Genomic DNA, 17,969 nt, shown 5'->3' on the forward strand with positions numbered 1-17,969 from the left:
GTAGTCCATTACGCGACATGGAAGGGGGGACCCTGACCCGGATACAACCCGCGGCGCAGAGCGGGCGCGATTATGGCAGACAGCAGTGAGCCCCCACAATGCAAGCGGTGCAGGAAAATCAAGCCTGTTCCCACGGCATTTATGCAACAGAATGCGACGAAAGATCACAGGCGCTGATTTGCTCCCCCTGCCCTGCTCTGCTAGTGTCGCGCCGTTCAAACCGCCACCAGAGACAGCCGCCATGGCCCGAAAAAAAGCTGCCATTGACTTCGAGCAATCCCTTGCCGACCTGCAAGCGCTGGTCGAACGCCTGGAGAACGGCGAACTGTCGCTGGAAGACTCGCTGACCGCCTTCGAGCAAGGCATCGGCCTGACCCGCGATTGCCAGAGCGCCCTGACCCAGGCCGAGCAGAAGGTCCAGGTGCTGCTGGAGCGCGACGGCGAGTTGCGCGCCGAGCCGTTCGACGCGGAACAGCCGGAATGATTGCCGCCTACCAGGCCCGTTGCCAGGCCCAGGTGGATGCCGCGCTGGAAACCCTGTTCCACGCCCCCTCGAGCGAACTCGAGCGCCTGTATGCCGCCATGCGCTACAGCGTGATGAACGGCGGCAAGCGGGTACGCCCGCTGCTGGCCTATGCCGCCTGCGAGGCGCTGGGTGGCGCCAGCAGCGATGCCGACGGCGCCGCCTGCGCAGTCGAGCTGATCCACGCCTATTCGCTGGTGCATGACGACCTGCCGGCGATGGACGACGACGACCTGCGTCGCGGCCAGCCCACCACCCACAAGAAATTCGACGAGGCCTGCGCGATCCTGGCCGGCGACGGCTTGCAGAGCCTGGCCTTCAGCGCCCTGCTCGACCCGCGCCTGAGCCCGCAGAGCGATGCCATTCGTCTGGCCATGGTGCAGGCCGTGGCCCAGGGCGCCGGCCCCGCCGGCATGGTCGGTGGCCAGGCCATCGACCTGGGCTCGGTGGGGCTCAAGCTCGATCAGACCGCGCTGGAGTACATGCACCGGCACAAGACCGGCGCGCTGATCGAAACCAGCGTCAAGGTCGGCGCCCTGGCCAGCGCGCGGGCCGATGCCCAGACGCTTGCGGCCTTGCAGCAGTATGCCCAGGCCATCGGCCTGGCGTTCCAGGTGCAGGACGACATCCTGGATGTCGAGAGCGATACCGCGACCCTGGGCAAGCGCCAGGGCGCAGATATCGCCCGCGACAAGCCGACCTACCCGGCATTGCTGGGGCTCGAAGCCGCCAAGGCCTACGCGCTGGAACTGCGCGACCAGGCGCTGGCAGCGCTGGCTGGGTTCGATGACAAGGCCGAGCCGCTGCGGGCGCTGGCGCGGTACATCGTCGAACGCCGCAGCTGACCGCAGCGGCCCTTCGCCGGCAATGCCGGCTCCTGCATCGAACCCTGTAGGAGCCGGCATTGCCGGCGAAACGCACACCACATACCTCAATGGGCAGCCTTCACCGCAATAAGGTAAACTGCCGCCTCATCACACCTATAACGATTCGCCTGATGCCCACGACGTTTCAAGAGATCCCCCGCGAACGCCCGGTCACGCCGCTGCTTGACCGTGCCGATACGCCAGCCGGCCTGCGTCGTCTGGCCGAAGCCGACCTGGAGAAACTGGCCGACGAACTGCGCCAGGAGCTGCTCTATAGCGTCGGCCAGACCGGCGGGCACTTCGGTGCCGGCCTGGGCGTCATCGAACTGACGATCGCCCTGCACTACGTCTTCGACACTCCGGACGACCGGCTGGTGTGGGACGTGGGCCACCAGGCGTATCCGCACAAGATCCTCACGGGTCGGCGCGAACGCATGCACAGCCTGCGCCAGAAGGACGGCCTGGCCGCCTTCCCGCGCCGCGTCGAGAGCGAGTACGACACCTTTGGCGTCGGGCACTCCAGCACCTCGATCAGCGCCGCGCTGGGCATGGCCATCGCCGCCCGCCTGCAGAACCAGGCACGCAAGTCGATTGCAGTGATCGGTGACGGCGCGCTCACCGCCGGCATGGCCTTCGAGGCGTTGAACCACGCCCAGGAAGTCAACGCCGACATGCTGGTGATCCTCAACGACAACGACATGTCGATTTCGCGCAATGTCGGCGGCCTGTCCAACTACCTGGCCAAGATCCTCTCCAGCCGCACCTATGCAAGCATGCGCGAGGGCAGCAAGAAGGTGCTGTCGCGCCTGCCCGGCGCCTGGGAGATCGCCCGCCGCACCGAGGAGTATGCCAAGGGCATGCTGGTGCCCGGCACCCTGTTCGAAGAGCTGGGCTGGAACTACATCGGCCCCATCGACGGCCACGACCTGCCCACCCTGATCGCCACCCTGCGCAACATGCGCGACCTCAAGGGGCCGCAGTTCCTGCACGTGGTGACCAAGAAGGGCAAGGGTTTCGCCCCGGCCGAGGTCGACCCGATCGGCTACCACGCGATCACCAAGCTCGAACCGCTGGACGCCCCGGCCACCGCGCCGAAAAAGGCCGCCGGGCCGAAGTACTCGGCGGTGTTCGGCCAGTGGCTGTGCGACATGGCCGCTGCCGACCAGCGCCTGGTGGGCATCACCCCCGCCATGAAGGAAGGCTCGGACCTGGTGGCGTTCAGCGAACGCTACCCCGAGCGCTACTTCGACGTGGCGATTGCCGAGCAGCACGCGGTGACGCTGGCGGCGGGCATGGCCTGCGAGGGCGCCAAGCCGGTGGTGGCGATCTATTCGACCTTCCTGCAGCGCGCCTACGACCAGTTGATCCATGACGTGGCGGTGCAGAACCTCGACGTGCTGTTCGCCATCGACCGCGCCGGCCTGGTGGGCGAAGACGGCCCGACCCACGCCGGCAGCTTCGACCTGTCGTTCCTGCGCTGCATCCCCGGCATGCTGGTGATGACCCCCAGCGACGAGAACGAGCTGCGCAAGATGCTCAGCACCGGGCACCTGTACAACGGCCCTGCCGCCGTGCGCTACCCGCGTGGCAGCGGGCCGAACGCGACGATCGACGGCGACCTTGAGCCGCTGGAGATCGGCAAGGGCGTGATTCGCCGCCAGGGCAGCAAGGTCGCCCTGCTGGTGTTCGGTGTGCAACTGGCCGAAGCGCTGAAGGTGGCCGAAAACCTGGATGCCACCGTGGTCGACATGCGTTTCGTCAAGCCGCTGGATGAAGCGCTGGTGCGCGAGCTGGCCGGCAGCCATGAACTGCTGGTGACCATCGAAGAGAACGCCATCATGGGCGGCGCCGGCTCTGCGGTCAGCGAGTTCCTGAGCGCTGAAGGCGTGCTCAAGCCGATGCTGCACCTGGGCTTGCCGGATGTGTACGTCGAGCATGCCAAGCCGGCGCAGATGCTGGCCGAATGCGGGCTGGATGCTGCCGGGATCGAGGCTTCGGTGCGTCAGCGGATCCAACTGCTGGGCCTTTAGACCCCTTTCGCCAGCCAGGCTGGCTCCTGCCTGCAGGAACCAGCCTGGCTGGCGAAGGGCGCATCAGCCCAGCTGACGCGGTACCCGGTACAGGTAAAGGATCACCACGCTGGCGATGGCCAGCAGAATCTGCGGCACTCCCTCCAGGCCCACGAACACCGACAGTGCGGCCACCCACGCCGGCAGGCAGGCGAACAGCATCGACACACGGCGAACCCGCGCCAGCTCTATCCAGGCCGCCGGCTCTTCAGCGCTGTTCAGCGCCTTTTCAGTGGCAATCAATGCACGCTTGTAGGCGCTGAAACGCGGCAGGCTGAAGAACATCGAGGCCAGCCCGGCCAGAAACACCGGCATCACCAGCAGCGGGACACGCGCCACGCTGCCTCCGAACGCCCAGCCGAACACCAGCAGCGGCGCCAGGGCAATCGCGAAGAACTGCCACCAGGCGAACGCCAGCCGCCGCTTGACCTGGCCGCGGGTCACGCCCGACCGGCCTCGCCCTGGTGCTCGTTGCCCATCATGTGGCCGAGCTTGCCGGCCTTGGTGGCCAGGTAGTGCTTGTTATGCGGATTGTGTCCGGTGTGCAGCGGCACGCGCTCGGCTACCGCAATGCCCATGGCGGTGAGGGCTTTTACCTTGCGCGGGTTGTTGGTCATCAGGCGCAATGACGTGACGCCCAGGTGCTCGAGCATCGGCTGGCACATGGCGTAGTCACGCTGGTCGGCGGCAAAGCCCAGGCGCTCGTTGGCCTCGACGGTGTCGGCGCCGCCGTCCTGCAGTTCGTAGGCGCGAATCTTGTTCAGCAGGCCGATGCCACGGCCCTCCTGACGCAGATACAGCAGCACGCCACGGCCTTCGCGGGCGATGGCCTGAAGAGCGGCCTCCAGCTGCGAACCACAGTCGCAGCGCTGGCTGAACAGCGCATCGCCGGTCAGGCATTCGGAATGCAGGCGCCCCAGTACCGGCTCGCCATCGGCTACATCACCCAGGCTGAGCACAACGTGCTCGCGGCCGGTGGCTTCGTCGAGAAAACCATGCATGGTGAACGTGGCAAAGGGGGTGGGCAGCTTGGAAGCGGCAACAAAGACGACGGGCACCTTGTGCTCCTGATCAATAACGTGAAATTTGATGTGCGCCGATTGTAACAGCAGCGTAAGGCAGGTGCTTAGGCTGAATTCTTGGGCAAACAGATCGAGAAGTTAGATGCTGGCACGTGCGCCCTGCCCGGAATCGGGAACGGATACGGCTGCTGCCAGCGCTCGAAGATCTCGCGCAATTCACCGCTGGCGATCAGTTCGTCCATGCGCCGATCGAACAGCGCCCGGAGCGCACAGGCCTGCTCGGTCCTGGCAAAGGCCAGGTACAACGGCAACTCGGCGATGTGGGTGCGGCGGAACCGGGCCTTGTCACGGGCCTGGTTGTACACGTAGTCCACCTCGGTCTGGGCATCGATATAGAAGTCCACGCGCTTGAGTTCGAGCATCGGCAGGATGCCGTCGCGCCGCTGCACCTCGCGAAACTCCTTCACATCGGGCAGGTAGCGCTGGTACTCGTAGCCACGCACCCAGGAGAGCTTGTAGCGGCCGATGGTGGCGGCGCTCGGCACCGGCAGGCTGGCCAGGCCCAGGGCGTAGATATGATCCTGGTCGAAGGCGTTGCGCGGGTAAAGGTAGTCGTTGCTTTCCTGCTCGTAGGAGCCGACCCAGGCATCGGCCTCGGCGCGTTTGACCAGGCCCACTGCGCGGCTGTAGGGCACGCTGATGGCGAGCACCTTGACCCCCGCCGGCTCGAACACCTTGCGCAACACGTCCCAGGCCATGCCGCGCCCTTCGACGTCGGTGTAGTCCGGCCAGATCTCGCTGGCCAGGCGCACCTCCTGCGGCAACGCGGTCGGCTCGCCAGCGCAGGCGATGCCGCCACCCAGCGCCAACACCAGCAGCAACACTCGCCATGCGCGCATCAGGCCACTCCCTTCAGGTGAAACTCCACACCAGCGCCTGCATGCCCAACCAGGCGAACACGCCGGCCAGCACGTCATCGAACATGATGCCGAAACCGCCATGCACATGCCGGTCGATCCAGCGGATCGGCCACGGCTTGAGTATGTCGAAGAAGCGGAACATCAGAAAGCCTGCCAACAACCATAGCCAACCTTCCGGTACCAGCCAGAGGGTTATCCACATGCCGACCATCTCGTCCCACACGATGCCCTCGTGGTCATGCACGCCCAGGTCGTCGGCGACCTTGCCGCACAACCATACGCCGAACAGCATGGTCAGCCCCAGCATCAGCCAGTAGCCCCAGTCGGGCAGCATCTGCCACAGCGGGATGAACGGCACGGCCACCAGCGAACCCCAGGTGCCCGGCGCCTTGGGCAGGGTGCCGGAGCCGAAGCCGAAGGCCAGAAAATGCCAGGGGTTGCGCCAGACTGAAGGCGGCACGTTTTCTGCCGGCACCTGATTGGGGTGATCGGTCACGGTGTCTCCCTAAAAATGTTGATAACCCCGCGTGCGCGGGGTGATGTCCGCCCCGGCGTGGTCACGCAGGCTGACGCCGCTGCCCGCCTCCACCCGACCGACCACGTGCACCGGCCAGCCGACAGCCTGCAGGCCGGCCAGGTGCGCGGGGGGCAAGGTGAAGGCAATCACGTAGTCGTCGCCACCGGTGAGCGCGGCCTGTCGCGCACCTTCCAGGCCCAGCAGGCCCTGCAGCGCCGCACCCAGCGGCAGCTGTTCGAGCGACAGCACAATCGACACGCCCGAGGCCGTGGCAATGTGTCCGCAATCGGCCAGCAGGCCATCGGAGATATCCAGCGCCGCGCTGGCCTTGCCTCGCAGCGCCTGACCCAGCGCCAGTTGCGGTGGCGGCGACCAGTAGTGCGCCAGCAGCGGCTCGGCCAGCGCCACCGCCGCCTCGCGTTCGCCAAGCACCAGCGGCAAGGCCCCGGCGGCGTTGCCCAGCTCACCGCCGACACACACCAGGTCACCAGGCTGCGCACCGCTGCGCGTCAGGGCCTGGCCGGCAGGCACGCGGCCGAACACGGTCATGGTCAGGCTCAGCGGCCCATGGGTGGTGTCCCCGCCTACCAGGCTCAGGCCGCATTGTCGGGCCATCAGGTTCAGACCCTGGGCATAGGCCTTCAGCCAATCGGCGTGAACCGTCGGCAGGGTCAGGGCAAGGGTAAAGGCCACGGGGGTGGCGCCCATGGCTGCCAGGTCACTGGCAGCCACCGCCAGCGAGCGCTGGCCGAGCAGGAACGGGTCGCACACAGCCGGGAAATGCACCCCGGCCACCAGCGTGTCGGTGGACACGGCCAGTTGCTCGCCGGCCGGCAGCGCCAGCAGGGCGCAATCGTCGCCGATCCCCAGGGCGACCCCGTCGCCGGCCTGCGCACAGGGCGCGGCGGCGAAGTAGTGGCGGATCAGCTCGAATTCACCCATGGGCAGGCAGCGCCGCAATCAGCGCTTGAACGCCTTCACTTCGGCTTCGCGCAGCCGCGGTGCGAGCTTGTCGAGCACACCGTTGACGAACTTGTGCCCGTCAGTGGCGCCGTACACCTTGGCCAGCTCGATACCTTCGTTGATGACCACGCGATAAGGCACGTCGACCCGCTTGATAAGCTCCCAGGTGGACAGGCGCAGCACCGACAGCTCGACCGGATCGAGCTCTTCGAGCACGGTGTCCAGGCAAGGCGCGAGGGCCTTGTCGATTTCTTCCTTGATCGCCGGCACGCCGTGCAGGATCTCGCGGAAGTAGGCACCGTCGACATCGGTGAAATCGTTATCGACCCGGAACTGCGCTTCGATCTCGTTCAGCGAGTGCTTGGCCATGTGCCACTGGTACAGCGCCTGGGTCGCGAGCTTGCGGGCTTCGCGACGCTTGGCGCTCTTGGAGGGCTTGCCAGCATCCGCAGGTTTTGGATCGCGCGGGTTGAAACGATCGCTTTCGTCGCTAATCACTTGGCCTCCAACTGCGCCAGCAGGCTGACCATTTCCAGGGCGGACAGGGCCGCTTCGGCGCCCTTGTTGCCGGCCTTGGTGCCGGAACGCTCGATGGCCTGTTCGATCGAATCGACGGTCAGGACACCGAAGGCAACCGGCACGCCGAACTCCATGGACACCTGGGCCAGGCCCTTGGTGCATTCGCCCGCCACGTATTCGAAGTGCGGGGTGCCACCACGGATCACGGCGCCCAGGGCGATGATCGCGGCGTATTCGCTCTGCTGGGCGACCTTCTGTGCCACCAGCGGAATCTCGAACGCACCCGGTGCACGGATGATGGTGATGTCGCTTTCGCTCACGCCGTGGCGAACCAGGGCATCAACGGCACCGCTTACCAGGCTTTCGACGACGAAGCTGTTGAAGCGGCCAACCACCAAAGCATAGCGACCTTTGGGGGCAATGAAGGTACCTTCGATGGTCTTCAGGGACATTGCGGGGTTCTCATCTTAAAGAGCCAGGCCGCAACGGTGCGGCCTGTGGGAGTTTTGTTCCGGATCAACAGCGGGAAACCAGCCCCTGCTTTATTCGGAGGGCACGTATTCTACAACTTCCAGATCGAATCCGGATATCGCATTGAACTTCATTGGCGAACTCATCAGGCGCATCTTGCGTACGCCCAGGTCGCGCAGAATCTGCGAACCGGCACCCACGGTGCTGTAGGTGGTGGGTGTCTTGACCTGGCTGCTGTCGGCGCTTTCGCGGATATGCGCCAGCAGCACGTCGCCGTCCAGCGGGTGGCCGAGCAGCAGCACCACGCCGCTGCCGGCCTCTGCCACGGCGCTCATCGCGGCGCGCAGGCTCCAGCGGCCGGGCTGCTTGACCAGCAGCAGGTCGCGCAGCGGGTCCATGTTGTGCACCCGCACCAGGGTCGGTTCCTCGGCGCAGATCTTGCCCAGGGTCAGGGCCATGTGCACGTCGCCTTCGACCGAATCGCGGTAGGTCACCAGGTTGAACTGACCCAGTTCGCTGTCCAGCGGCTGCTCGGAAATCCGCTGAATGGTACGTTCGTGGATCATGCGGTAGTGGATCAGGTCGGCGATGGTGCCGATCTTGATGTTGTGCTCGGCGGCGAACACTTCCAGCTCGGCGCGACGCGACATGGTGCCGTCGTCGTTCATCACCTCGCAGATCACCCCGCTCGGCTCGAAACCGGCCATGCGCGCCAGGTCGCAGGCCGCCTCGGTGTGGCCGGCACGGGCCAGGGTACCGCCGGGCTGGGCCATCAGCGGGAAGATGTGGCCCGGGCTGACGATGTCTTCGGCCTTGGCGTCCCGGGCGGCGGCGGCCTGCACGGTGCGCGCGCGGTCGGCGGCGGAGATGCCGGTGGTGACGCCTTCGGCAGCTTCGATCGAAACGGTGAACTTGGTGCCGAAGCCCGAGCCGTTGCGCGGGGCCATCAGCGGCAGCTTGAGCAGCTCGCAGCGCTCGCGCGACATCGGCATGCAGATCAGGCCACGGGCGTGCTTGGCCATGAAGTTGATGTGTTCGGCCTTGCAGCACTCGGCGGCCATGATCAGGTCGCCTTCGTTCTCGCGGTCTTCGTCATCCATCAGGATGACCATTTTGCCCTGGCGAATGTCTTCGACCAGTTCTTCGATGCTGTTGAGCGCCACGCGGCACCCCCTTCTAAATCAGGATTTCAGGTAGCCGTTGGCGGCCAGGAAACTTTCGGTGATGCCACCCTTGCCCGGCTCGGCGGCCTTGTCGCCCAGCAGCAGACGCTCCAGGTAACGGGCCAGCAGGTCGACCTCAAGGTTAACCCGACGCCCGGTGCGATAGTCGGCCATGATGGTTTCAGCGAGGGTGTGCGGCACGATGGTCAGCTCGAACTCGGCGCCATCGACCTGGTTGACCGTGAGGCTGGTGCCATCGACGGTGATCGAGCCCTTGTGGGCGATGTACTTGGCCAGTTCGGCCGGCGCGCGCAGGCGGAACTGGATGGCGCGGGCGTTATCGCTGCGCGAGATGACCTCGCCGACACCGTCGACGTGGCCGCTGACCAGGTGGCCGCCCAGACGGCTGCTGGGGGTCAGGGCCTTTTCCAGGTTGACCCGGCTGCCTACCTTGAAGTCGGCAAAGGCGGTGCAGTCGAGGGTTTCGCGGCTGACGTCAGCCCAGAAACCGTCGCCAGGTAGTTCGACGGCGGTCAGGCACACGCCGTTGACGGCGATACTGTCGCCCAGTTTCACGTCGCCCAGGTCGAGCTTGCCGGTTTCGACATACACGCGCACGTCGCCGCCTTTGGGGGTGAGTGAACGGATGCTGCCGATGGATTCGATGATGCCGGTGAACATGAGTCCTCCTTCAGAACGGGTCGCGCAAGGCGCAGGCCGCGAATTATACGCCGGGCGCAGGCACAGGAATGGCAGTGACTCGCCAGTCATCGCCTACGGCGCGCATGTCGGTGATTTTGAGGGCCTGCGCTTCGCTCATTCTGGCCAGGGGCCAATCGAGCAATGGGCGGGCACTGGAGCCGAGAAACTTGGCAGCGATGAAGAGCTGGTATTCGTCCACCAGGCCCTGTTGCGCGAAGGCACCGGCCAGGCCCGGGCCGGCCTCCACCAGGACCTCGCTGGCACCACGCCGGGCCAGTTCGCGCAGCAGCGCGGGCAGGTCGACGTGCCCGTCGGTGCCGGGCAGGCTCAGCAGGTCATGGCCGGCCTGGGCGTACTGCGCAACTGGCGCGGCGGCCGTCACCACCAGCACCGGGCCGGCCTGGAAGAACGGCGCCGTCAGCGGCAGGCGCAGGCGCCCGTCGATGAGCACGCGCAACGGTGGGCGGGCCATCGCCAGGGCGGTGCTGTCGGCGTCCAGCCCAAGCTCGTCGGCGCGCACGGTCATGCGCGCGGTGTCGGCCAGCACGCTCTGGGCGCTGGTCAGCACCACGCTGGAGCGCGCGCGCAGACGCTGCACCGCCGAGCGTGCGGCCGGGCCGGTGATCCACTGGCTCTCGCCACTGGCCATGGCGGTGCGCCCGTCCAGGCTCATCGCCAGTTTGACCCGCACAAAGGGCAGGCCGTGTTCCATGCGTTTCAGAAAGCCCGGGTTGAGTGCGCGGGCCTCGGCCTCCAGCACACCGCTGGCAACCTCGATACCGACGTCGGCCAGGCGCTTGAGCCCCTGCCCCGCCACTTGCGGGTTGGGGTCCTGCATGGCCGCCACCACCCGCGCCACACCGGCCTTGACCAGCGCCTCGGCACACGGCGGCGTGCGCCCGTGGTGGCTGCACGGCTCCAGGGTCACATAGGCACAGGCGCCACGGGCCAGCTCGCCGGCCTGGCGCAGCGCGTGCACCTCGGCATGCGGTTCGCCGGCGCGTACGTGCCAGCCTTCGCCGACCACCTGCCCGTCACGCACGATCACGCAACCGACCCGCGGGTTGGGGTGGGTGGAATAGAGACCCTTGCGCGCCAGTTCCAGCGCACGGGCCATGTAGTGGGCGTCGAGCACGTCGCGTTCGCTGGGCAGGCTCATTGCTTGGAAGGCTCGCGCGCCAGGCGGTCGATTTCTTCACGAAATTCGTCCAGGTCCTGGAAGCGGCGGTACACCGAGGCGAAGCGGATGTAGGCCACTTCGTCGAGCTTTTGCAGCTCGGCCATCACCAGTTCGCCGACGACCAGCGACTTGACCTCGCGCTCGCCGGTGGCGCGCAGCTTGTGCTTGATGTGGGCCAGCGCCGCTTCGAGGCGCTCGACGCTCACCGGGCGCTTTTCCAGCGCCCGCTGCATGCCGGCGCGCAGTTTTTCTTCGTCGAAGGGCTGGCGGCTGCCGTCGGTCTTGATCAGGCGCGGCAGCACCAGTTCGGCGGTTTCGAAGGTGGTGAAGCGCTCACCGCAGGCCACGCATTCGCGGCGACGGCGCACTTGTTCGCCCTCGGCAACCAGTCGCGAGTCGATGACCTTGGTGTCGTTGGCACCGCAGAAGGGACAGTGCATGGTGGCAGGCAACAAAAAAAGGGAGGGTCATGGTAGCGCATCCCACTGGCAAGACAAGCCAAAGCAGTTACCATCCAGTGAGGAAATATCCCCCCGAAGGAATTGATCATGCCCTTTAGAGCGCTCGTTGTGCTCAGTTTTGCCGCCCTGCTGGCCGCCTGCAGCAGCGATGAACCCAAGCCGGTGCTGGCCCCCAAGGCCCCGGTAGCGGCCAAGCAACCTGTGGCCCTGGGCCCGCTGCCGGCCTACCAGCGTGAAATCAGCGGCACCCTGCTTGGCATCCCGTCGGGCGCCGAGGTCGAGCTGGCGCTGCTGGTGGTCGACCCGCGCGGCCGCCCGCAACGCCTGCTGGCCAGCAGCAACCTGGACGCCAACGGCCAGGACCTGCCGTTCCAGCTGCGTTTCAACCCCGAGGCGTTCCCTGCCGGTGCGCGGGTGGAGCTGCGCGGGCGTGCCAGCCAGTCCGGGCAGCTGATCCTGCACCTGCAACCTGTAGCGGTCAGCAGCCCGCAAACCCAGGCCACCGGCCCGCTGCGCCTCGAAAAAGCGCCGTGACCGCGCCGATCCACCTGCAACAGGCGTTGAGCGGGCTGCTGGGGGACGCACGGCTGGTGGTCAGCGAGCTGCCGGCCTGCGACCTCAAGCTGTGGCTGATCGATGCGCACAACATGGACCGCGCGTTCAGCCCCGAGGAAACCCGGCGCATCCTGCACGAGCCGCCCTACTGGGCCTTCTGCTGGGCCAGCGGCCTGGCCATGGCGCGCTACCTGGCCGCCCGCCCCGAGTGGGTGGCCGGCAAACGCGTGCTGGACTTCGGCGCAGGCTCGGGCATTGCCGGCATCGCCGCCGCCCGCGCCGGGGCGCTTGAAGTGGTGGCCTGCGACCTCGACCCGCTGGCGCTGCAGGCAAGCCGCGCGAATGCCGCGCTCAACCAGGTGCAGTTGGGCTACTCCAGCGATTTCTTCGCCGAGGCCGACCGCTTCGACCTGGTGCTGGTGGCCGATGTGCTCTACGACCGCGCCAACCTGCCGCTGCTCGATGCGTTTCTCAGCCGCGGGCACCAGGCGCTGGTGGCCGACTCGCGGGTGCGCGACTTCCGTCACCCCCTGTACCGCCAGCTCGACACCCTGCACGCCCTGACCCTGCCAGACCTGGCCGAACCCCACGAATTCCGCCAGGTGAGCCTGTACCACGCCAGCCGCAGCGCTTTATAGTGTTGCCATTCAAGGATTTGCGAGAGTCGCGATGAGCCAGGAAACCCCGTACATCTTCAATGCCACCAGCGCCGACTTCGACCAGTCGGTGATCCAGAACTCCTACGTCAAACCCGTGCTCGTCGACTTCTGGGCCGACTGGTGCGCGCCGTGCAAGGTGCTGATGCCGCTGCTGGAGAAAATCACCGCCGAATACCGGGGTGAGCTGCTGCTGGCCAAGGTCAACTGCGATGTGGAACAGGACATTGTCGCGCGCTTCGGTATCCGCAGCCTGCCGACGGTGGTGCTGTTCAAGGATGGCCAGCCGGTCGACGGCTTTGCCGAGGCACGCCCGGAGTCGGAAATCCGCGCAATGCTCGAACCGCATGTGCAACTGCCGCCACCGGCGGCGGCCGACCCGCTGGTAGTGGCCCAGGGGCTGTTTGCCGAGGGACGCTTCAGCGAGGCCGAGGCGCTGCTCCAGGCCCTGCTGACCGAAGACAACAGCAATGCCGCGGCACTGATCCTGTATGCCCGTTGCCTGGCCGAGCGTGGCGAGCTGGGCGAAGCGCAGACCGTGCTCGATGCGGTCAAGAGCGATGAGCACAAGGCTGCACTGGCCGGTGCCAAGGCGCAGCTGACGTTCCTCAAGCAGGCCGCCAGCCTGCCGGACGTGGCAGACCTGAAGTCACGCCTGGCACAGAACGCCGAGGATGACGAGGCGGCGTATCAGCTGGCAGTGCAGCAGCTCTCGCGCCAGCAGTACGAGGCGGCGCTGGACGGGCTGCTGAAACTGTTCAAGCGCAACCGCGGGTATGAAGGCGGCCTGCCGCACAAGACCCTGCTGCAGGTGTTCGACCTGCTGGGCAACGAGCACCCGCTGGTGCTGGATTACCGCCGCAAGCTGTTTGCTGCGTTGTACTGAGGTCAACCGCCCGCTCCCACAAGGTTACCTACCCGCGCTGTGGGAGCGGGCTTGACCCGCGATGGGATCAACGCGGTGTTCAGCCGACCCAGTGATAGACCGGCGCATCCGCCCCGCTTTCCACCCTCACCTCGCTGCTATGGCGCAAACGCACCAGCAGGCGCTTGCCGGCCGCCGTATTGCCCGCCAACCCCTCCAGCGCCTCCAGCAACTGGGGCCCGTTCAACTGACCGGCCTTGCGCAACACCTCGCGCGCCGCCTGCCACACTGCATCGTCCGGGCGAACCGGCGCCGTCGGTACAGCAGCGGCAACCGCCGGCGCCCCGGCCGCCTGCAACTGCCCGCCCAGCTGCGCCCACTCATGGGGCTCCAGCTCCACGCTCAAATCCACCGGCCATTCGCCGATGTGTCCACGAATACGCACGTTCGCACCCTCCACTCGATCAGGCGCCCATGCTCCCACGAAGTTTCATCCAGCGACACTGGTACGCGGCCGACAAGTTGTTATAACATTTCGAAACTCTTTCAGCGCCTTCCGGAGTTCCGCCCATGCGTCGTCTGCTGCTTGCCTTGCCGTTCGCCCTGCTGCCCCTGAGTCTAGTTTACGCCCATGACGACCATGACCATGAGCATGGCAGCCTGGGCGCCCATGAACATGGCGTGGCGCACCTGAACGTCGCACTCGACGGCAATGCCCTGGAGCTGGAATTCGACAGCCCGGCGATGAACCTGGTGGGCTTCGAACATGCCGCCACTTCTGCCACCGACAAGGCCAAGGTCGCGGCCGTGCGCGCCCAGCTCGAAACACCCCTGGCGCTGTTCGCCCTGAACAAGGCAGCCGGTTGCAGCGAAACCGACCAGGACCTGCAAAGCCCGCTGTTCGGCGACAAGCCGGTGCATGACGAGGATGGCGACGCCCACGATCACGAACACAGCGACATCAACGCCCATTACAAACTCGAATGCACCACCCCGGCCCAGCTCACCCGCCTGGACCTGGCGCCACTGTTCAAGGCCTTCCCCGCCACCCAGAAGATCCAGCTGCAACTGGTGGGCCCCAATGGCCAGAAGGGCGTGGACCTGACCCCGACCCACAGCGCGATCGACTTCTGACATGGGCCAGGCACTGATCGAACTGTCCCGGCTGGGTTTCGCCTGGCCCGGCCAGCCTGAGCTGCTGGACATACCGGCGTTGCGCCTGCAGGCCGGCGAGTCGCTGTTCCTCAAGGGCCCCAGCGGCAGTGGCAAGACCACCCTGCTGGGCCTGCTGGGCGGGGTGCAGAAGGCCGACCGCGGCAGCATCCGCCTGCTCGGCCAGGAGCTGGGTGCGCTCAGCCAGGGCCAGCGCGACCGTTTTCGCGTCGATCATACCGGCTACATCTTCCAGCAGTTCAACCTGCTGCCGTTTCTGTCGGTACGCGAAAACGTCGAGCTGCCGTGCCGTTTCTCGCGCAGCCGGGCGCAACGCGCCGGCCAGCGCTACGGCAGTGTGGACAAGGCCGCCGCCAGCCTGCTCGCCCATCTGGGCCTGAAGGACCCGGCACTGCTGGCACGGCGCGCCGACAGCCTGTCGATCGGTCAGCAGCAACGGGTGGCCGCCGCCCGCGCGCTGATCGGCCAACCCGAGCTGGTGATTGCCGACGAGCCGACTTCGGCGCTCGATGCCGACACCCGTGAAGCCTTCATCCGCCTGCTGTTCGCCGAATGCCGCGCAGCCGGCTCCAGCCTGTTGTTCGTCAGCCACGACCAGAGCCTGGCACCGCTGTTCGATCGCCAGCTGTCGCTTGCCGAACTCAACCGCGCCGCGCGCCCTGCCAGCGACCTGGAGGCCTGATGTACCTGCTCCGCCTTGCCCTGGCGAGTCTCGCCAACCGCCGCTTCACTGCCCTGCTCACCGCCTTCGCCATCGCCCTGTCGGTGTGCCTGCTGCTGGCGGTGGAGCGGGTACGCACCGAGGCCCGCGCCAGTTTTGCCAGCACCATCAGTGGCACCGACCTGATTGTCGGTGCGCGCTCGGGCTCGGTGAACCTGCTGCTGTACTCGGTGTTTCGCATCGGCAATGCCACCAACAACATCCGCTGGGACAGCTTCGAGCACTACGCCAGCAACCCGCGGGTGAAGTGGGCCATCCCGATCTCGCTGGGCGACTCGCACCGCGGTTATCGGGTGATGGGCACCACCGAAGCCTACTTCGAGCATTACCAGTACGGGCGCAAGCAGCACCTGCAACTGGCCAGCGGGCGTGCCTTCGCCAGCGACCCGTTCGAGGTGGTGCTGGGCGCCGAGGTGGCCGACGCGCTGCATTACAAGCTCGGCGACAAGCTGGTGCTGGCCCATGGCGTGGCCGCCATCAGCCTGGTCAAGCATGACGACAAGCCGTTCACCGTGGTGGGCGTGCTGCAACGCACCGGCACCCCGGTGGACCGCACCCTGCACATCAGCCTTGGCGGCATGGAGGCGATCCACGTCGACTGGCACAACGGCGTGCCCGCCCGCGGCGCCGGCCGCGTCAGCGCCGAACAGGCCCGAGGCATGGACCTCACACCCAAGGCCATCACCGCGTTCATGCTGGGCCTGAACAACAAGATCAGCACCTTCACCCTACAACGCGAGATCAACGAGTTTCGCGGCGAGCCGCTGTTGGCGATTCTGCCCGGCGTGGCCCTGCAGGAGCTGTGGAGCCTGATGGGCACCGCCGAACAGGCGCTGTTCGTGGTGTCGCTGTTCGTGGTGCTGACCGGCCTGATCGGCATGCTCACGGCGATCCTCACCAGCCTCAACGAGCGCCGCCGCGAAATGGCCATCCTGCGCTCGGTGGGTGCACGCCCCTGGCATATTGCAGGGCTGCTGGTGATGGAGGCGTTCACCCTGGCGCTGGCGGGGATTGCCGCCGGGCTTGGCCTGCTCTACCTTGGCATCGCCCTGGCCCAGGGCACGGTGCAGGCCAACTACGGCCTGTACCTGCCGCTGGCGCTGCCCAGCGCCCACGAGTGGAGTCTGCTGGGGATCATCCTCGGCGCCGCCGTGCTGATGGGCAGCATTCCGGCCTGGCGGGCCTACCGCCAGTCGCTGGCCGACGGTTTGTCCATTCACCTGTGAGAACGCCCGTGATACGTCGTGCCCTGCTGTTGTTGCTGTTGATTGCCCCGCCCCTGTGGGCGGGTGAGCCGCGCACGCTGGAATGGCCGCAATTGATCCCCGAGGGTGCACCGGTGATCGTGCCGCAGATGACCCCACTGCACGACCTTTCGCAGTTGAGCAACGCGCTGGCCGGCGAAAGCGGCCCGGCGGCGCAGCAGCAGGCGCCCGACGCGCCGGTGGTGAAGGCACTGGATGGCCAGCAGGTGAAGCTGCCGGGCTACATCGTGCCACTGGAAGTCAGCGAGGAAGGCCGTACCACCGAGTTCCTGCTGGTGCCGTACTACGGCGCATGCATTCACGTGCCGCCCCCACCGTCGAACCAGATCGTGCACGTGTTCAGCGAAATCGGCATCAAGGTCGAGGAGCTGTACCAGCCCTACTGGATCGAGGGGCCGATGCAGGTCAAGGCTTCCAGCAGCGAGCTGGCCGAGGCCGGCTACCAGATGGAAGCCGAGAAGATCTACGCCTATGAACTACAATAGAAGCCCCGCGCCAGGGCGTTTGCGGTTTCATTGAGCTGCGTCAAGAATCACCGCCTGTCAGCTCCTTACCATTGGACACATTAAATTCTAAACGTCCTTTGGGAGCTTCCATGAACAAGTCCTTGCTCAGCGCCTCGCTCATTGCCCTCGCGCTTGCAGCCCCTGTTGCCCACGCCCACCAGGCGGGCGATTTCATTCTGCGTGCCGGTGCGATCACCACCGCACCGAACGAAGACAGCGGCGATATCAAGCTCGATGGCACCAAGGTTGGCGGCACCAAGGCCACCCTGGACAGCGACACCCAGCTGGGCCTGGCCTTTGCCTACATGCTGACCGACCACATCGGCCTGGAACTGCTGGCAGCCACCCCGTTCCAGCACGAAGTGGGCGTCAAGGGCCTGGGCGCGGGCCTGGACGGCAAGCTGGCGAACATCAAGCAACTGCCACCGACCCTGTCGCTGCAGTACTACCCGATGGAACCGACCTCCAAGTTCCAGCCTTACGCCGGTATCGGTCTGAACTACACCCTGTTCTTCGATGAAGACCTGAGCAGCAGCCGCAAGGCCCAGGGCTTCAGCAACATGAAGCTCAAGGACTCGGTCGGCCTGGCCGGCCAACTGGGCATGGACTACATGCTGACCGACAACCTGCTGGTCAACGCCGCGGTCTGGTACGTGGACATCGACACCAAGGCCACCATCGACGGCCCAAGCGCGCTGGGCGTGGGCAAGACCAAGGTGAGCGTGGATGTGGACCCATGGGTCTACATGGTGGGTGTGGGTTACAAGTTCTGACCATGAAAAAGCCCCGATCATTCGGGGCTTTTTTTTGGCTGCGATTCCCGCCAGGAAAACACCGCCTGCAGGAGCCGGC

23 protein-coding genes are annotated in these 17,969 nt (G+C 66.3%); 11 read left to right on the forward strand and 12 right to left on the reverse strand.

The window, feature by feature from the left end:
- The first annotated feature begins 241 nt into the window (after window positions 1–241).
- From NJH59_RS04635 to dxs, 3 genes are all read left to right on the forward strand, one after another.
- Complete coding sequence (locus NJH59_RS04635; protein WP_043861884.1) at window positions 242–484, forward strand: exodeoxyribonuclease VII small subunit; 243 nt, start codon at window positions 242–244, stop codon at window positions 482–484.
- On the forward strand, window positions 481–1,368 hold the full coding sequence (gene ispA, locus NJH59_RS04640) for a (2E,6E)-farnesyl diphosphate synthase (RefSeq protein ID WP_043861885.1): 888 nt from the start codon (window positions 481–483) through the stop codon (window positions 1,366–1,368). The genes NJH59_RS04635 and ispA overlap by 4 nt, the downstream gene beginning before the upstream one ends.
- Before the next feature lie 152 nt (window positions 1,369–1,520).
- Window positions 1,521–3,419 carry a 1-deoxy-D-xylulose-5-phosphate synthase gene (gene dxs, locus NJH59_RS04645; protein WP_116052320.1) on the forward strand — a complete coding sequence of 633 codons (1,899 nt, stop codon included), beginning with the start codon at window positions 1,521–1,523 and terminating at the stop codon, window positions 3,417–3,419.
- 63 nt (window positions 3,420–3,482) lie between these two features.
- On the opposite strand, the gene NJH59_RS04650 is transcribed toward dxs, so the two are convergent.
- From NJH59_RS04650 to nrdR, 11 genes are all read right to left on the reverse strand, one after another.
- Window positions 3,483–3,902: a hypothetical protein gene (locus NJH59_RS04650; RefSeq protein ID WP_043861887.1), complete on the reverse strand. Its 420-nt coding sequence runs from the start codon at window positions 3,900–3,902 to the stop codon at window positions 3,483–3,485.
- The gene (ribA, locus tag NJH59_RS04655) at window positions 3,899–4,516 is read right to left on the reverse strand and encodes a GTP cyclohydrolase II (protein WP_043861888.1); all 618 of its coding nucleotides are present in this window, start codon (window positions 4,514–4,516) and stop codon (window positions 3,899–3,901) included. The genes NJH59_RS04650 and ribA overlap by 4 nt, the downstream gene beginning before the upstream one ends.
- Before the next feature lie 68 nt (window positions 4,517–4,584).
- Window positions 4,585–5,379 carry an ABC transporter substrate-binding protein gene (locus NJH59_RS04660; RefSeq protein ID WP_043861889.1) on the reverse strand — a complete coding sequence of 265 codons (795 nt, stop codon included), beginning with the start codon at window positions 5,377–5,379 and terminating at the stop codon, window positions 4,585–4,587.
- Window positions 5,380–5,392: 13 nt separating this feature from the next.
- Window positions 5,393–5,896, reverse strand: coding sequence for a phosphatidylglycerophosphatase A (locus NJH59_RS04665; RefSeq protein WP_043861890.1), 504 nt, complete (start codon window positions 5,894–5,896; stop codon window positions 5,393–5,395).
- Window positions 5,897–5,905: 9 nt separating this feature from the next.
- Window positions 5,906–6,859, reverse strand: a complete 954-nt coding sequence (thiL, locus tag NJH59_RS04670; protein WP_253086468.1) for a thiamine-phosphate kinase — start codon at window positions 6,857–6,859, stop codon at window positions 5,906–5,908.
- Window positions 6,860–6,877: 18 nt separating this feature from the next.
- Window positions 6,878–7,378, reverse strand: a complete 501-nt coding sequence (nusB, locus tag NJH59_RS04675) for a transcription antitermination factor NusB (RefSeq protein ID WP_043861892.1) — start codon at window positions 7,376–7,378, stop codon at window positions 6,878–6,880.
- The gene (ribE, locus tag NJH59_RS04680; protein ID WP_043861893.1) at window positions 7,375–7,851 is read right to left on the reverse strand and encodes a 6,7-dimethyl-8-ribityllumazine synthase; all 477 of its coding nucleotides are present in this window, start codon (window positions 7,849–7,851) and stop codon (window positions 7,375–7,377) included. Before ribE ends, nusB begins: the two co-directional genes overlap by 4 nt.
- Before the next feature lie 90 nt (window positions 7,852–7,941).
- Window positions 7,942–9,033, reverse strand: coding sequence for a bifunctional 3,4-dihydroxy-2-butanone-4-phosphate synthase/GTP cyclohydrolase II (ribBA, locus tag NJH59_RS04685; protein WP_043861894.1), 1,092 nt, complete (start codon window positions 9,031–9,033; stop codon window positions 7,942–7,944).
- 18 nt (window positions 9,034–9,051) lie between these two features.
- Window positions 9,052–9,714, reverse strand: coding sequence for a riboflavin synthase (locus NJH59_RS04690; protein ID WP_043861895.1), 663 nt, complete (start codon window positions 9,712–9,714; stop codon window positions 9,052–9,054).
- A gap of 43 nt (window positions 9,715–9,757) precedes the next feature.
- Window positions 9,758–10,894, reverse strand: a complete 1,137-nt coding sequence (gene ribD, locus NJH59_RS04695) for a bifunctional diaminohydroxyphosphoribosylaminopyrimidine deaminase/5-amino-6-(5-phosphoribosylamino)uracil reductase RibD (RefSeq protein ID WP_253086469.1) — start codon at window positions 10,892–10,894, stop codon at window positions 9,758–9,760.
- Window positions 10,891–11,355, reverse strand: a complete 465-nt coding sequence (gene nrdR / locus NJH59_RS04700; RefSeq protein WP_043861897.1) for a transcriptional regulator NrdR — start codon at window positions 11,353–11,355, stop codon at window positions 10,891–10,893. Before nrdR ends, ribD begins: the two co-directional genes overlap by 4 nt.
- A 108-nt stretch (window positions 11,356–11,463) precedes the next feature.
- Between nrdR and NJH59_RS04705 the strand changes: the two genes are divergently transcribed.
- From NJH59_RS04705 to trxA, 3 genes are read left to right on the forward strand one after another with little or no spacing between them, the layout of a single operon-like run.
- Window positions 11,464–11,910, forward strand: a complete 447-nt coding sequence (locus tag NJH59_RS04705; protein ID WP_043861898.1) for a YbaY family lipoprotein — start codon at window positions 11,464–11,466, stop codon at window positions 11,908–11,910.
- Window positions 11,907–12,569 carry a methyltransferase gene (locus tag NJH59_RS04710; protein WP_054916423.1) on the forward strand — a complete coding sequence of 221 codons (663 nt, stop codon included), beginning with the start codon at window positions 11,907–11,909 and terminating at the stop codon, window positions 12,567–12,569. Before NJH59_RS04705 ends, NJH59_RS04710 begins: the two co-directional genes overlap by 4 nt.
- Before the next feature lie 31 nt (window positions 12,570–12,600).
- The gene (trxA, locus tag NJH59_RS04715) at window positions 12,601–13,473 is read left to right on the forward strand and encodes a thioredoxin (RefSeq protein ID WP_100634159.1); all 873 of its coding nucleotides are present in this window, start codon (window positions 12,601–12,603) and stop codon (window positions 13,471–13,473) included.
- A gap of 79 nt (window positions 13,474–13,552) precedes the next feature.
- Here the strand turns inward: trxA and NJH59_RS04720 are convergent, their stop codons facing one another.
- Window positions 13,553–13,897: a hypothetical protein gene (locus NJH59_RS04720; RefSeq protein ID WP_078481672.1), complete on the reverse strand. Its 345-nt coding sequence runs from the start codon at window positions 13,895–13,897 to the stop codon at window positions 13,553–13,555.
- Between the two features lie 125 nt (window positions 13,898–14,022).
- Between NJH59_RS04720 and NJH59_RS04725 the strand changes: the two genes are divergently transcribed.
- The 5 genes from NJH59_RS04725 to NJH59_RS04745 all read left to right on the forward strand — a co-directional run bounded on the left by NJH59_RS04725 (window position 14,023) and on the right by NJH59_RS04745 (window position 17,890).
- On the forward strand, window positions 14,023–14,586 hold the full coding sequence (locus tag NJH59_RS04725) for a DUF2796 domain-containing protein (protein ID WP_196932642.1): 564 nt from the start codon (window positions 14,023–14,025) through the stop codon (window positions 14,584–14,586).
- 1 nt (window position 14,587) lies between these two features.
- On the forward strand, window positions 14,588–15,307 hold the full coding sequence (locus NJH59_RS04730; RefSeq protein WP_043861902.1) for an ABC transporter ATP-binding protein: 720 nt from the start codon (window positions 14,588–14,590) through the stop codon (window positions 15,305–15,307).
- Complete coding sequence (locus tag NJH59_RS04735; RefSeq protein ID WP_043861903.1) at window positions 15,307–16,572, forward strand: ABC transporter permease; 1,266 nt, start codon at window positions 15,307–15,309, stop codon at window positions 16,570–16,572. The genes NJH59_RS04730 and NJH59_RS04735 overlap by 1 nt, the downstream gene beginning before the upstream one ends.
- A gap of 11 nt (window positions 16,573–16,583) precedes the next feature.
- The gene (locus tag NJH59_RS04740) at window positions 16,584–17,096 is read left to right on the forward strand and encodes a DUF3299 domain-containing protein (RefSeq protein ID WP_043861948.1); all 513 of its coding nucleotides are present in this window, start codon (window positions 16,584–16,586) and stop codon (window positions 17,094–17,096) included.
- Window positions 17,097–17,206: 110 nt separating this feature from the next.
- On the forward strand, window positions 17,207–17,890 hold the full coding sequence (locus tag NJH59_RS04745; protein WP_043861904.1) for an OmpW family outer membrane protein: 684 nt from the start codon (window positions 17,207–17,209) through the stop codon (window positions 17,888–17,890).
- Window positions 17,891–17,969: the final 79 nt, after the last annotated feature.

This window comes from Pseudomonas sp. VE 267-6A, from assembly GCF_024126555.1.
Classification (GTDB): Bacteria; Pseudomonadota; Gammaproteobacteria; order Pseudomonadales; family Pseudomonadaceae; genus Aquipseudomonas; species Aquipseudomonas palmensis.